Origin of the sequence: Hymenobacter sp. B1770 (genome assembly GCF_049896385.1) — a bacterium.
Classification (GTDB): domain Bacteria; phylum Bacteroidota; class Bacteroidia; order Cytophagales; family Hymenobacteraceae; genus Hymenobacter.
This window is the reverse complement of sequence record NZ_JAFCUF010000011.1, coordinates 49,315-63,198: the sequence shown is the minus strand read 5'-3', so window position 1 is coordinate 63,198 and position 13,884 is coordinate 49,315. Positions and strand designations below refer to the sequence as shown.

Below are 13,884 nucleotides of genomic sequence, written 5' to 3'. Positions count from 1 at the left end.
GTAATTATACTTTCGCAGCGTTGGCAACACGCTCAACGGCGCTGGGGTATTCAGAAACGAACTGTGCAAAGTAATGTTCTAGAAGTTGAAATTCGGCGGCTCCTTCTTCCGTACGGTCATGTTTTAGCTCGTGCTCGAGGTGGCGTGCCTGGGCTGCCAGGGCCACCCCGCCTAAGGTAGCCGCTGTGCCTTTGAGCTGATGAAGCATGGGCAGCAGTTCCTTAAAGTTGGTCGCCGCGGCCACCGGAGCAGCATCGCGCAGGAGTTCGCCGGCCTCCTGTTCAAACTCCTGGTAGAGCTCGGTCGTGAATTCCGGGCCGCCTAATTCGAGCAGCTGGCGCACAATGGTTTCGTCGAGGGTTAGTTCGCTGGCCCTGCCGCTGGCTGGGGCCGAGGCAGCAGCGGTGGGTACGGCAGGAGCATTAGCTACCATAGTATCAGGCACAAGAACCTCGGCTCCGTCGAGCTCCGGTTCTGCGTCGAGGTCAATGTCAAGCTCGGCAATGGCGCGCACCTGACTGGGGCGCAGCCAGCGATGCAGCACCTCGTAGAGGTGGCGGCTCTTCACCGGCTTGCCCACGTAGTCGTCGAGGCCCTGGCTCATGAAGCGGCCGGCATCCTCCTGCATGGAATAGGCCGTCATGGCCACTACGGGCGGACACGCTTTGCCCAGCAAGCGGCGGATTTCGGCCGTGGCCGCGACCCCGTCCATGTCCGGCATCTGAATGTCCATAAAAATAATATTGTACCCGGCATCAGCCGCAGTGGCCAAGGCAATGGCCTCGGGGCCGCCCCCGGCCACGTCCACCTCGCAGCCCAGCTTGGTGAGCAGGCGCTGGCCCACTTTCTGGTTGATGGCATTGTCATCGACGAGCAGCACACGCGGCACCGCCACAAAGGGCTGGTACACGGGCTCGCGCACCGGAGCCACCTCGGGCATGTCTTCTACCCGGGCTTCGCGGGCGGCGATGGTGAACCAGAACACGCTGCCCTCGCCCTCGTCCGAAAGCACCCCGATTTCGCCGCCCAGCAGCTCGGCCAGCTGCCGGCTGATGCTCAGGCCCAGGCCCGTGCCGCCGTAGGCTTTGCTGGGGGTGGTATCGAGCTGGGTAAAATTGGTGAAGAGTAGGCTGGCGTTGTCGCTGGAGATGCCAATGCCGGAGTCCTGCACCGCGAAGCGCAGCGTATGGAGCTCCCCGTCGGTGCTCACGCTAGACACGATGATGGCCACGGTGCCTTCGTTGGTGAACTTGATGGCGTTGGCCACCAGGTTGGACAGGATTTGCAGCAGCCGCACCTCATCCGTCATCACGTAGCGCGGCGTGTGCGGCGTGATGTGGTAGGTAAAGCGGATGTGCTTCTGCTCGGCCCGGTAGATGAACAGGGCCCGAATGCGCTCCATCACGGCCTGCAATTCCAGGGCGCTTTCGTGCACCTGCAGCTTGCCCGCCTGAATTTTTGACAGGTCCAGAATGTCGTTAAGAATGGTGAGCAGGGCGTCGGAGCTCTTGCGCAACGTGTCCACGTAATCAAGCTGCTCGTCGGTTTCTACGGTTTGGTCGAGCAGGTCAATCATGCCGATGATGCCGTTCATGGGCGTGCGCAACTCGTGGCTCATGTTGGCCAGGAACTGCGTTTTGGCCTCCAGGGCAGCTTCGGCGGCGTCTTTGGCCTGGTGCAGGTCGTCCTGCATCTGCCGAATTTCGGTTACGTCGCGGGCGATGCCTTCGGTGGCGTACCCGATTTTGTCCACCATGCGGGCGTTCACGAGCAAGCTCACGGGGTAGCCGTCCTTGTGCCACATCTGGGTTTCGAAGTTGCGTAGGTCCCCGTTACGCTCGATTTCGGCGCTGGCGCGGGGCAGGTCCTGCGGGTCGACGTAGTAATTCTTTACCGGCTGCCCAATAACTTCTTCTGGCTTGTAGCCCAGCACCTCGTGCACCGAGGGGCTAACGATGGTGACCGCCCCGTGCTCATCGGTGCGGTAGAAGATGTCCTGAAACGACTCGAAGATGGAGCGAAACTTCTCTTCCTGCGCCTCCAGGGCCAGCTGGGCCCGCTTCTGCTCGGTGATGTCGTGCGCAATGGCCGAAATTTCCTCAAAAGAGCCATCGCCCAAATAAATGGGGTTGAGGTAGATATCCGTCCACACCTCGTTGCCGCGGGCGTCGCGCAGGCCCATCTCAAAGCGCTGCGCTTGGCCTTTGGCCGCGGCCTCGTAGTGCTTCACATAAATGTTGCGCTCTTCCTCTGGCATGTGGGCCAGGTCGGCTTCCCACAGGTCGAGGCCCCGCACGGGGTAGGTGCCGTTGCGCCGCAGGAACAGGGCCGCGTAGTTGCGGTTGTAGTTCATGAGGTGGGCGCGGGTGTCCACGGTCCACATCACGTGCGAGCCGCTCTCGAAAATAGCGTTAAGGCGGGCCGTTTGCTTGCCAATTTGCTCTTCGTTGCGCTTGCGCTCAATGGCCAGGGCCACTTGGTTGGAGATGAAGTGCAGCACGTCTAGGTCGCCGGGCGTGTAGGCGTCGGCGCGGTTGTAGTCCTGCACGGCCAGCACGCCGATGATGCGGTCGCCGATGCTCAGGGGCGACGCCAGCATTACCTCAGGCACCAGCCCGTGGGCCGTGATGGTGCCGCTGCGGATGAGTTGATGAAAATCGGTGTGGGTGAGGTAGCGAGGCTGCCCGCCGCCAATGATGTACTCCGACACGCCCGAAGTGAACGGCATGGCGCCCTGGGGGCGGTGCTGGGGGTGCTGGTCGACGTGGTAGGCAAACTGCAGCTGCGTGCGGGCGTCGTCGCAGAGGGCAATGAACAGGTTGCTGGTTTCAATAATCTTGCTCAGCTCGCGGTGAATGGCCCCGTAGAGGCTGGGCAAGTCCTTGGCGCTGATGGCCAGGTTGGCAATGCTGTAGTAGACCTTCTGCAGGCGCTCGGCCTTGATGCGGTCGGTGATATCGTGCAGAATGGCGCGGCTGCTCGTTGGCTGGCCCTCTTCGCGCACCACGCTCATGCTGCCGATGAGGTGCACGGGCTTGCCAGCATTGGTCAAAAACACGGTTTCGACCTTGTTCACGGGTTCGCCGTCGTAGAGGTTGCGCAGCTGGTAGAGCAGCTTGGCCTTGTAGTACGGGTGCACCACGTCGGCCAGGGTGCGGGTGGCCAGCTCGGCGTCGGTGTAGCCTAGCTTTTCCTTCCAGGCCTTGTTCACAAACAAAAAGCTGTTGTCGGCACTGAGGTGCTGCACTAAGTCCTGAGCGTTGTCGAGGAAGTCTTGCAGGTGGGTGCTGTCGCCGCTGAGCCCGGTGCTGGTCATGCTGCGCTCGTTGGGCTCCTGCCCTGCCATCCACACGCCCGTGATGGTGCCGGTTTCGGAACGCGTGAAGCCTCCCCGCCAATGCACCTGCCGCAGCTGGCCGGCGCGCGTGAGAATGGGTCGCTCGTAGCTGGGCGGCAGCGACTCGGTGGCAATGCAGTCAAAAAACTCACGCAGGCGCGATTTGCGCTCGGCGGGCGGAGCAAACATGTAGTGGCAGACTTGCCCAATCACCCGCTCGCGGGGGTAGCCCACCATGGCTAGGAAGGCCTCGTTGGTTTCCACAATAATGCCCTGGGTGTCAAGCATCAAGTATAGCTGCCCCAGCTGGTCGAATAGCGCGCTGGTGGGCGGTGCCACTGGCTGGGACGAGGAAACAACCGGAATCGAACTCATGAACGAAGCGTAATGCCTGCGAATATTTCCTGCTAAGATAACCACCGGACCGGCGAGCTCGAGCGTAAATTTGGCCGGACTATAACGGCTGCCCGCCTGGGCGCGTTGCACCTCTCCGCCTCTTGCCCTCCCAACCCGCACCGCTGCTGCTCTTTGCCGTTACCACGGACCTGTGCTTCGACCAGCGGATGCAGCGCATTTGCGGCAGCCTGGCCGCTGCCGGCTACCGGGTGCAGCTGGTGGGCTGGCAGCGGCCAACCTCGCCCCCGCTGACGCCCCGGCCCTACGCGCAGCACCGCCTGCGGGGCTGGTTTCAGCGAGGCAAGCTGTTTTACCTGGAATACAACCTGCGGCTGTTTTTCTACTTGCTGGGCCAGCGCGCCGCCGCCTGGTGCGCCGCCGACCTCGACACCGCTCTGCCCGTGTGGCTGCGCGCCCGGCTTGGAGGGCAATCCTTTGTATACGACGCCCACGAGCTATTCACAGAAGTGCCCGAGGTGGTGGCCCGGCCCGCCGTGCAGTGCGCTTGGCGCTGGGTAGAGGGGTTTATCGTGCCGCGCGCTCAGTTGGCCTACACCGTGGGCCCAGCCCTGGCCCGGGTGTTTGAGCAACGCTATGGGCGGCCCTTTGCGGTGGTGCGCAATGTGAGCCGCCTGCGCCAGGAAGAGCCGCTACCGATAACGATTCCTCCCAGCGGCTACATCCTATACCAAGGCGCCCTGAACGTGGGCCGGGGCCTGGAAGCGCTGCTTGATGCCATGCCCCAGGTAGCAAGCCGGCTGGTTATCTGCGGCGAAGGCGACCTTTCGGCAGACTTACGGGCGCGGGCCGAAAAGTTAGGGCTGCTCGCTTCTGGCCAGGTCGAGTTCCGGGGTTATGTGCTGCCCGAAGCGCTCCGCGAAGTGACTCGCCATGCCGCCGTGGGCATCATGCTGCTTGAGAATATCGGCCTGAGCTACTACTACTCGCTGGCCAATAAATTCTTCGATTACGTGCACGCCGGCATTCCGCAGGTGCTCATCGACTTTCCCGAATACCGCGCCCTCAACGAGCAGTTCGACGTGGCCGAGCTGGTGGCCGACCTGCACCCCGCCACCCTGTCCACCGTCCTCAACCGCCTGTTGCGCGACGAACCCGCCCGCTACGAGCACCTGGCCAGCAATTGCCGCCGCGCACGCTCCCAACTCAGCTGGCAGCACGAAGAGCAAGTATTGCTGGGGCTATATGCCGAAGTGGCCCCCCTTGCACAAACCACGCCTCTGGCACTGTAGCTTTACCTTATTGTTAAGTCACTCTCCCGCATGAAGAAGATATTCCCGGCGCTGCTCCTCGGCGGCGCTTGCTTTGCCGCCGGTGCCTTTGTGGCCCGGCCCACCGCCCCCGATGAAATCACCGTGCCCATCGCTCGGGCAGCTCAGCAGCTGTTTGGCCTCAGCTTTACCGATGCGCAACTTGATTCTACCCGCCGCAACCTAACCGGCTACCGCGACAGCTACGAGACGCTGCGCAAGAAATCGCTGCCCAACAGCGTGGCTCCTTCCGTGGTCTTCGACCCACGGCCGCTACGCATGCGGCAGGCCATGCTCGCCACTCCCAAAGCAAACGCCGGCAAACTACCCCAGGCCCCCAAAACCAAGCTGCCCGCCAACCGCAACGACCTGGCCTTTTACACCGTGCGCCAGTTGGGCGAGCTGCTGCGCACCAAACAGATTTCTTCCGAAGAGCTGACCAAATTTTTCCTGGCCCGCTTAACGAAATACGATACCCAGTTGCACTGCGTCATCACTCTCACCGAGGAGCTGGCCTTGCGACAAGCCCGGCAGGCCGACCAGGAGATAAAAGCCGGCAAGTACCGCGGGCCGCTCCACGGCGTTCCCTTTGGCGTGAAGGACTTGTTCAGCGCCAAAGGCTATAAAACTACCTGGGGCTCGGTGCCCTACAAAGACCAAACCCTGGACGAGGACGCGGCTGTGGTGGAGCGCCTGCGCGAAGCCGGCGGCGTGCTGCTGGCCAAGCTGACCCTGGGCGAGCTGGCTCAGGGCGACGTGTGGTTTGGCGAGAAAACCCGCACGCCCTGGGACGTGACCAAGGGCTCCAGCGGCTCGTCGGCCGGGTCGGCGTCGGCGGTGGCGGCGGGGCTGCTGCCGTACGCCATTGGCACCGAAACGCTGGGCTCCATCATCAGCCCCAGCACAGCTTGCGGCGTCACGGGCCTGCGCCCCACCTATGGCCGCGTGAGCCGCGCCGGCGCCATGGCCCTGAGCTGGACCATGGACAAAGCCGGTCCAATTGCCCGCACGGCGGAGGACTGCGCCATTGTGCTGGCGGCCCTCACCGCGGCCGGCCCCGATGCGCGCGACCCTGCCACCATGCTGGTCCCCAACAGCTTCCGTTACGCCTTCGATGCCAACATCAAGAAGCTGCGCGTAGGCTACGTGAAGGCCAGCTTCGACCAAGAGTACGCCACCAAAGCCAACGACCAGGCTACGCTGGAAGTCCTCCGGAAGCTGGGCGTCGAGCTGGTACCGATTGAGCTGCCAGCCATCGCGCCGGGCTCGATGCGCTTCGTGCTCACGGCTGAAGGCGCCGCGGCCTTCGACGAGCTTACCCGCTCGGGTCGTGATGCCCAAATGGTGTTACAGAACCGCTTTGCCTGGCCCAATACCTTCCGTTCCTCGCGCTTTATCCCGGCCGTGGAATACCTCCAGGCCCAGCGCGTGCGCAGCCTGCTCATCGAGCAAATGGACACTCAGCTGAAAGGGCTCGACGCCTACATCGCCCCGTCGTTCAGCGCCAACCTCACGCTGACCAACCTCACCGGGCAGCCGGCGGTGGCAATTCCGAATGGCTTCACTGCTGCCGGCCTGCCCACTACCATCACGTTCATGGGCCAGCTTTATGAGGAAGGCAAGCTCCTGGCCTTGGCCAAGGCCTACCAGGACGCCACGGAGTTTGACGAGAAACACCCGAACCTGTAGTTTTTAGTGTTGAGAATTGATGGCCAAGAATAGCCGAACGTCATGCTGAGCGCAGCCGAAGCATCTCGCGTGAGGTAGTAACCCAAATTATTAGAACGAAGCGGGCGAGATGCTTCGGCTGCGCTCAGCATGACGTTCCGTTGAGTTTTAAAAAGCCTCTTTATCAGCTTCTCACTCAACCTTCAACACTTCACTTTGCTTCCACCCCACATTCTAGCCCAGCTTGCCCCCACGACGGCCGACCCGCGTCCGGTGCTGCTTACCATTGCCGGGCCAACGGCGGTGGGCAAAACCGCGCTGTGCGTGCAGCTGGCTCAGCAGTTCCAGACCGAAATAGTATCGGCCGATTCACGGCAGTTTTTCCGGGAGTTGAGCATCGGCACGGCTAAGCCCACGCCGGTCGAAATGCAGGGCGTGCCGCACCACTTCATCGACAGCCACAGCATCGGAGAAGATTATAGCGCCGGGCGTTTCGCCACTGATTGCCAGCAAGTCCTCACTGGGCTGTTTCAGAAACATCCGCTGGTTATCCTGACCGGCGGCTCCGGCCTCTACGTGCAGGCCGTCACGGACGGGCTCGACGAGCTGCCCACCGTGCCGCCTGAAGTTCGTGCCCAGCTCCACGCCGAGTTGGCGGCCCATGGCCTGCCACACCTGGTAGCCGAGCTCGCCGAAACCGACCCCGTGGCCCACGCCCGCATCGACCGCCAAAACCCACAGCGCGTGGTGCGGGCCCTTGAAATCACCCGGGCTACCGGCCGGCCGTTTTCCAGCTTTCACACCCAAAGCCCACCAGAAGAAAACCCACTGTTCCGCAACGTGAAAGTGGCCCTCACCCGCGAGCGGGAAGCGCTATACCAGCGCATCAACTTGCGAGTAGAGCACATGCTGGCGGCCGGGCTGCTCGACGAAGTGCGGGGCCTCCTCCCCTACCGCCACCACCACGCCCTCCAAACGGTGGGCTACCAGGAAATATTCGGCTTTCTGGACGGAGAGTATGACTGGGAAGAAGCCGTGCGCCTGCTCCAGCGCAACACCCGCCGCTATGCCAAGCGCCAACTCACGTGGTTGCGGCGCGATGCTGCGTATCAGTGGGTGGAGGTGAAATAGGTGAGGTGGTGAGTTTGAGGTTCTGCTTGCGTAAGCGACGCAGCCAAAACATCAAACCCACCACCTCACCTATTTTCAGCCCTAAACCGACAGGATTTCTACCATCCGCATGAAGCTCTGATTAATGAGCTTCTTTTTATTGATGGTATCATTGAAAGGGGTATATACCAGCTTCTTATCGATAATGCCAGCCATTACGTTGCGCATGCCGTTCATGAGGCCTTCCACGGCGGCGATGCCGATTTGGGAAGCCAAGAGCCGGTCGGCGGCCGTGGGCGAGCCCCCACGCTGAATGTGGCCAATCACCGACACGCGGGTGTCGAGCTGCGGAATGGCTTCTTTCACCCGAGCTGCCACTTGGGTGGCGTTGCCTTCTTCGTCGCCTTCGGCCACGATGACGATAAACGACGTTTTTGAACGCTTCCAGCCCGATTGAAGCGTGTCAATCACGACATCTACGCTCATCTTGGTTTCGGGAATCATCACAATTTCGGCCCCCCCTCCAATGGCGCAGGGAATGGCAATGTAGCCAGAGTCGCGGCCCATTACTTCCACAAAAAAGCAACGGTCGTGCGAGTCGGCGGTGTCGCGGATTTTGTCGATGCAGTCGAGGGCCGTGTTCACGGCCGTGTCGTAGCCAATGGTGTAGTCGGTGCCGTAGAGGTCGTTATCGATGGTGCCAGGCGCGCCCACGGTGGGGATGCCAAACTCCTCCTCAAAAATCATGGCGCCGGTAAACGTACCGTTGCCGCCGATGGCCACCAAGCCTTCAATGCCATTATTCACCAACTGGTCGAAGGCCATCTGACGGCCTTCTTTGGTCATAAACTTCTGACTGCGTGCCGATTTTAAAATGGTGCCACCCTTTTGCACGGTATTCGAAACCGAGGCCGAATCCAAACGTACAAACTCGCCCTTAATCATACCACTGTAGCCGCGCATGATGCCGTATACCTCAATTCCATGGTAAGTGGCCGTCCGCACTACCGCTCGGATAGCAGCGTTCATGCCCGGCGAATCGCCCCCGCTGGTAAATACTCCAATTCTCTTCATCTGAACTTTCTGAAACAAGTGGGCACGTGAATGGCGCCCAAACCCCGCAAAGTTGGTGAAAGGAAACCAAACCCCGGTGCCTGTCTGCCCAAATGTCCTCAGAAGGGGGTTATCTTTTTTTTATATTTAGCGTAGGGGGCTAGTAGCAACTAGTTAATTTTCCGATTACCTTACCTGTTCAATCGGCCCTGCAGCCGCTACCTCATTTCTCACCACTTTATTCCCACGTTATATGTTCGGTTTCTTCGAAAATGAGCAGGCTAAGAAAGTAAAAGGTCATTTGCTGAATCTTGCGGCCCTGGCGAAAGCTGATGGCCACATCGACGCACGGGAAATGAATTTTATTGTGGCCGTTGGCAAGAAGAATGGCATCAACTCGTCGGAGGTGCAGGCGCTAATTTCCGGAGCCAAAGGGGATAGCACCGAGCTCCCAACGAACGACTCCGAGCGTTTTGACCAGATTTTCGACCTTGTCGACATGATGCTCGCCGATGGCGTGGTGGACGAAACCGAGATGGACTTCTGCATCATGATGGCCGAGAAGCTGGGCTTCCGCAAAGCCATTGTGGGCGTGCTGGTACGCAAAATCTCGCAGGGCGTAAAAGACGGTGTTCCACGCGAAAGAATCAAAGAGGAGAGCAATGCTTTTTTGAATTATAACGAGTTACCTCGTCCAAACATCGCCGTTTAGCTGCGGCACTGCAAAAAGATGCAGCCCCCTGGGGCAACCCAGGCGGGTTGCCCCAGGGGGCTGCATCCTTCATACTGATTTAAACCTAATCCTGCTCCAACCCAACCACATGCTCTATGGCCCGGAGTAGGGCCGCGCAAGCCTCGTCAATCTCCGCATTGGTGATGATGAGCGGCGGAGCCAGGCGGAGGGAGTTATCGCAGAACAAGAACCAGTCGGTCAGGATACCTTCGTGGGCCAGCGCGTGGTCGAGGATGGGCTTGAGCACAGCAAAGGACTCGAACTCCACGGCCATGAGCAAGCCGCAGCCGCGCACGGCCCGAATAGCCGGGTGCCGCAGTTGCGCCCGGAACCGGGCGGCTTTTTCGGCCACGCCAGCCACCAGGTTTTCCTGTTGGACTACCTGCAAGGTGGCCAGCGCCGCCGCACAGCTCACCGGATGCCCACCAAAGGTGGTGCAGTGCCCTAGAATCGGATTGGTTTTGAAGCCGCTCATGATTTCCGTGCTGGAAATGAAGGCCCCGATGGGCATGCCGCCGCCCATGCCCTTGGCACACACCAGGATATCGGGCTCGATGCCGAACTGCTCGAATGCCCACATGGTACCGGTGCGCCCGTAGCCACACTGAATTTCGTCGAGAATGAGCAGGGCGCCTACTTCGGTGCAGCGGGCGCGCAGGGCCGGCAAGTAGCCGGGATTGGGCACACGCACGCCAGCTTCGCCTTGCACGGTCTCGATGACCACGGCGGCGGTACGCTCCGTTATGAAGTCAAGGTCGGCCAGCTCGTTGTGCCGAATGTGGCGAACATCGGGAAGCAGCGGCCGGAAGCTGTTCTTAAAACCCTCGGACCCCGTGATGGATAGAGCGCCGTGCGTGGAGCCGTGGTAGGCGTTGAGGCAGGAAATGAGCTCGGTGCGGCCGGTATGGCGCTTGGCCAGCTTGAGGGCACCTTCGATGGCCTCGGTGCCGGAGTTGGTGAAGAACACCGAGTCCAAGTGGGCGGGCAGCGTGCGGTGCATGGCCTCGGCCAGCTGGGCGGGCACGGCCTGCACCAGCTCGCCGTACACCATCAGGTGCAGGTATTTGTCGAGCTGGGCCTGAATGCCGGCCAGCACGTGCGGGTGGCGGTGGCCCACGTTGCTCACGCCGATGCCCGAAATGAGGTCGAGGTAGCGGCGGCCGTCGGGGGCATACATGTACACGCCTTCGGCCCGCTCAATCTCCAGCAGCAGCGGAAAATCGGAGGTTTGGGCCTGGTGGCGCAGAAAGAGTTGGCGGGGTGTCAGGACCACGAATTTATCGGATTTAACAGATTTCACGGATTTTGTGCAAGCCCACTCTGCTGGGTGCAACGTAGTTTAATCAGCGAGCAGCTCTCGCCGCCAAACCAATGGGGCGGCGCGAATTGCCTGGCGCTACTCGGTAAGACAGCCGTGTAAACCGGCAGCGTTCCATTTCGATTATCCCGCAAAAATAACGAGGCCGCTGCGGGGCAGCGACCTCGAAAGGATGGGCCAGCAGAACAGCGTCTGCCAAGCTGACTTAGTCGTCGCCCAGATTGGCCTGGCTCGCCTGCCCGGGCCCTCCCGACACGCGTTTGATGACCTCGCGGGTGAAGTCGCGCTCGGCTACAAACAGCTGGGCCACTTGCCGAAGCGAAATAACTTTCTGAAACTTTTCGAAATACTCTTTCTCCAGGTTCAACTCCTGCTGGCGAAAGTTGAAGGACTGGTTGAGGTTGTCGCGAATTTGCTGGTCGCTCATGTTCTCTGAAATTTCGCGGCGCAGCATTCGGCTGCTGCGGTTGAGCTCGCGGCGGCGGGTCGAAAACTCATTATAGACCGGCCAGAATTTTTGGGCCTGGCCCTGGGTCAGGGAAACGCGATTGGTGATGAAGGCGATTTTGGCATTTTCGAGCTGCCCCAGGCGCTGGCCACCGCGCCGGCCGCCCTGGGCAGCAGCCTCGGGGGCCACGGCCAGCAGGAACGCCAGCAGGCCTAGCAATCGAAACACAAATGAGCAAGAGGACATGATGAAAGGGATGTTATAAATACATATGGTCTTCGGAAGGCTGGGCATCCAGCGCTTCCGTTAGCTCGGCATCAGTAGCCGCTAAAAATTCCTTGGCTATGCAGGGGTCGGCGTCGGTGAGCACGGCTAAGTCGGAGGTTTCGACGCGGGCACCGCTCGTGAGCAAATAGCCTATCAGCTCGGTGTGCGACACCGCGTCGAGGTAGGCTGCGGATGCCACCGCGGGGCTGGTAGGCTGGGGCCCGCTCAAGAAAAACGAAACCGCAAAGCCGCCCAGCACCGCCACCGAGGCCAGGCCAGTGCGCAACGCGGGAGACAGCAACGCCAGCCAACGCCAGCCAGCCGCTGGTTCGGGCACGTCGGCGTGGGGCAGCCGGGCCATCACCCGCAGGGAGAGCTGGTCGAAATAGCCAGCGGGCGGGCTGCTCAGCGGCGGGTGGGGCCGCCGAGGGTGCGCATCTAGCTTGAAAGGCGTTTTCATGGCAGTTGGATGAAAAATCGGGGATGGCGTTTAAACCAGCCGGTAAAAAATTGTGTCTGAAGGCTAGTCGTCAGTGCTGCGGGTCACATACTCTTCCACTTTTTTCACAGCGTGGTGGTAGCTGGCTTTCAACGCGCCCACGCTGGTGCCCGTTACTTCGGCCATCTGTTCGTAGGGCATTTCGTCGTAGTAGCGCAGGTTGAACACGAGGCGCTGCTTGTCGGGCAAGCGCAGAATGGCTTTTTGCAGCTTGAGCTCGATTTCATCGCCGGCAATGGCGGGGTCCGCTTCGATTTTAGCGGCCAGCTCAGCCCCCACATCCGTGAGCGGCAGCAGGAACTTGCGCCGCTTGCTGCTCAAAAAATTCAGGCACTCGTTGGTAGCAATCCGGTAAATCCAAGTGAAGAGCTGGGCGTCTTGCCGGAAGTTCTCCAGGTGCTTCCACACCTTCACAAACACGTCTTGGGTGAGGTCGTCGGCATCGTCGTGGTCCACCACCATCTTGCGCACATGCCAGTACACCTTGCTCTGGTACTTGCGCACGAGCTGGTTGAACGCTAGGTTGCGGCTGGCGAGGTCCTGGAACTTGAGAAGGATTTCGTGGTCTTCCAAACGCGGAGACTGAGGCGTAAGCAGTGTTCGAGCGGTTGGACGCTAAACCGGGCAGCAAGTTTAACCAGCTTATTTAGCAAGCCAAGTCCGATGAGAAACCGCGCCGGGTAGCCCGCTCATAGCCTGCCCTACTACCTTGGGCCCGCGACGGCCAACGATATGCGTCTAGCTGGCTTTATTTGCCGGCTAATGGCTGGCTCCCCTTCCAGGAGGGCCGAATGGCAAAGCTTGACCAAAGTTTTCTTATTAAGCTGAGAACCTACTTTTCGGTCACGTAATCAACCATGCATGAAGGCAAAAAACTACTGCACCAACAGGTCTAAATCGCGCATGAAAGCCAGCCGTCGGCTGTGCCGACTGTCACTTGCCACCCTGGCTTGCATGCTGTTACAACCCACGGACTCCTTCGGATTCTGGGTGGTCAACTTCGGAACGGCCCACACGCTGCCCTCCCAGCGCATCGGGTTTGCAGCCGGCATGGGCGGTCAAATGGTGTTTCTGGGCTCCCCTCAGAGGACGAGTGCGTTCTTCACCATTCCGCATGCCGGCTTCCGGCTGGGCCTTGCGGACCGCGTAGATGCGGGCCTGCGCCTGGCCCCTATTCCATTGCCCTTTTCTACGGTAGGCCCCGGCTTTGGCGTAAACCTGGACGTCAAATATTGCTTCACCAAGCCCGAAAGCAAGGTGGACGTGGTGCTGGGAGCGGGCGGTGCTCATGTATTGATTGAAGACCAATCCCGCTTCGCCTACAGCCCCAACGCCCCGCTATTTTAACCACTTACAACGTCAACGAAACCACCCACCTCACGGCCATGGGCAGGTTTGTCAACCTAGCCATCCCGACCGCGCCCGAAGGAGCCGGCAACAACTATGTAAACATTTCAGGCGTGTCATTCGGGTTAAAAAAAGACATCAGGCCCAACATTGCCATACTGCCGGAGGTGGGCGCCTATTGGTACGACGGCCAAATTGCCGGCATCACCAAAAAGCGGCCCAGGGTTTCAATACGGCCTCATGGTAGCCACCAGCTTTTAAGACAGCTAGTTGAAATTTGACCTACTAGAGCAGTTTCAGGTTCGGTGTCCAGTTGCGCGAACTACAAAGTTCGCACTACTGCCAATACCTCACACTGCCCCCGAAATCACGCTAACCTTTGATTTAAAGGCAGAAAAAGCCCTTCAGCTTCTTGGTTGTGGGGCTTTCTATTTTGGAAA

Annotated in this window: 11 protein-coding genes; 5 read left to right on the top strand and 6 right to left on the bottom strand. The window is 60.3% G+C overall.

The window, feature by feature from the left end; all coding sequences use genetic code 11:
* Window positions 1-4: 4 nt before the first annotated feature.
* Window positions 5-3,712: a PAS domain S-box protein gene (locus ACP7AJ_RS18640; RefSeq protein ID WP_426061707.1), complete on the bottom strand. Its 3,708-nt coding sequence runs from the start codon at window positions 3,710-3,712 to the stop codon at window positions 5-7.
* A 122-nt stretch (window positions 3,713-3,834) separates the two neighbouring features.
* Here ACP7AJ_RS18640 and ACP7AJ_RS18635 point away from each other — a divergent pair, with 122 nt between their 5' ends.
* The 3 genes from ACP7AJ_RS18635 (at window position 3,835) to miaA (ending at window position 7,800) form a co-directional block, all read left to right on the top strand.
* Entirely contained in the window at window positions 3,835-4,983 is a 1,149-nt protein-coding gene (locus ACP7AJ_RS18635; protein WP_426061706.1) for a glycosyltransferase, read from the top strand.
* Between the two features lie 30 nt (window positions 4,984-5,013).
* Window positions 5,014-6,690: an amidase gene (locus ACP7AJ_RS18630; RefSeq protein WP_426061705.1), complete on the top strand. Its 1,677-nt coding sequence runs from the start codon at window positions 5,014-5,016 to the stop codon at window positions 6,688-6,690.
* Window positions 6,691-6,885: 195 nt separating this feature from the next.
* Complete coding sequence (gene miaA / locus ACP7AJ_RS18625; protein WP_426061704.1) at window positions 6,886-7,800, top strand: tRNA (adenosine(37)-N6)-dimethylallyltransferase MiaA; 915 nt, start codon at window positions 6,886-6,888, stop codon at window positions 7,798-7,800.
* Between the two features lie 81 nt (window positions 7,801-7,881).
* Here the strand turns inward: miaA and pfkA are convergent, their stop codons facing one another.
* Window positions 7,882-8,853 carry a 6-phosphofructokinase gene (gene pfkA, locus ACP7AJ_RS18620; protein ID WP_426061703.1) on the bottom strand — a complete coding sequence of 324 codons (972 nt, stop codon included), beginning with the start codon at window positions 8,851-8,853 and terminating at the stop codon, window positions 7,882-7,884.
* A 232-nt stretch (window positions 8,854-9,085) separates the two neighbouring features.
* On the opposite strand from pfkA, the gene ACP7AJ_RS18615 reads away from it, so the two are divergent.
* Window positions 9,086-9,544, top strand: a complete 459-nt coding sequence (locus ACP7AJ_RS18615) for a TerB family tellurite resistance protein (RefSeq protein WP_426061702.1) — start codon at window positions 9,086-9,088, stop codon at window positions 9,542-9,544.
* Between the two features lie 85 nt (window positions 9,545-9,629).
* Here ACP7AJ_RS18615 and ACP7AJ_RS18610 read toward each other — a convergent pair whose 3' ends face one another.
* From ACP7AJ_RS18610 to ACP7AJ_RS18595, 4 genes are all read right to left on the bottom strand, one after another.
* Window positions 9,630-10,832: an aspartate aminotransferase family protein gene (locus tag ACP7AJ_RS18610; protein ID WP_426061765.1), complete on the bottom strand. Its 1,203-nt coding sequence runs from the start codon at window positions 10,830-10,832 to the stop codon at window positions 9,630-9,632.
* 256 nt (window positions 10,833-11,088) lie between these two features.
* The gene (locus ACP7AJ_RS18605; protein WP_426061701.1) at window positions 11,089-11,577 is read right to left on the bottom strand and encodes a hypothetical protein; all 489 of its coding nucleotides are present in this window, start codon (window positions 11,575-11,577) and stop codon (window positions 11,089-11,091) included.
* A 13-nt stretch (window positions 11,578-11,590) separates the two neighbouring features.
* Window positions 11,591-12,058 carry a hypothetical protein gene (locus ACP7AJ_RS18600; RefSeq protein ID WP_426061700.1) on the bottom strand — a complete coding sequence of 156 codons (468 nt, stop codon included), beginning with the start codon at window positions 12,056-12,058 and terminating at the stop codon, window positions 11,591-11,593.
* A gap of 63 nt (window positions 12,059-12,121) precedes the next feature.
* A complete protein-coding gene (locus tag ACP7AJ_RS18595; protein ID WP_426061699.1) occupies window positions 12,122-12,670 on the bottom strand; it encodes an RNA polymerase sigma factor in 549 nt (182 codons plus the stop codon).
* Window positions 12,671-13,051: 381 nt separating this feature from the next.
* Between ACP7AJ_RS18595 and ACP7AJ_RS18590 the strand changes: the two genes are divergently transcribed.
* Complete coding sequence (locus ACP7AJ_RS18590) at window positions 13,052-13,444, top strand: hypothetical protein (protein WP_426061698.1); 393 nt, start codon at window positions 13,052-13,054, stop codon at window positions 13,442-13,444.
* Window positions 13,445-13,884: the final 440 nt, after the last annotated feature.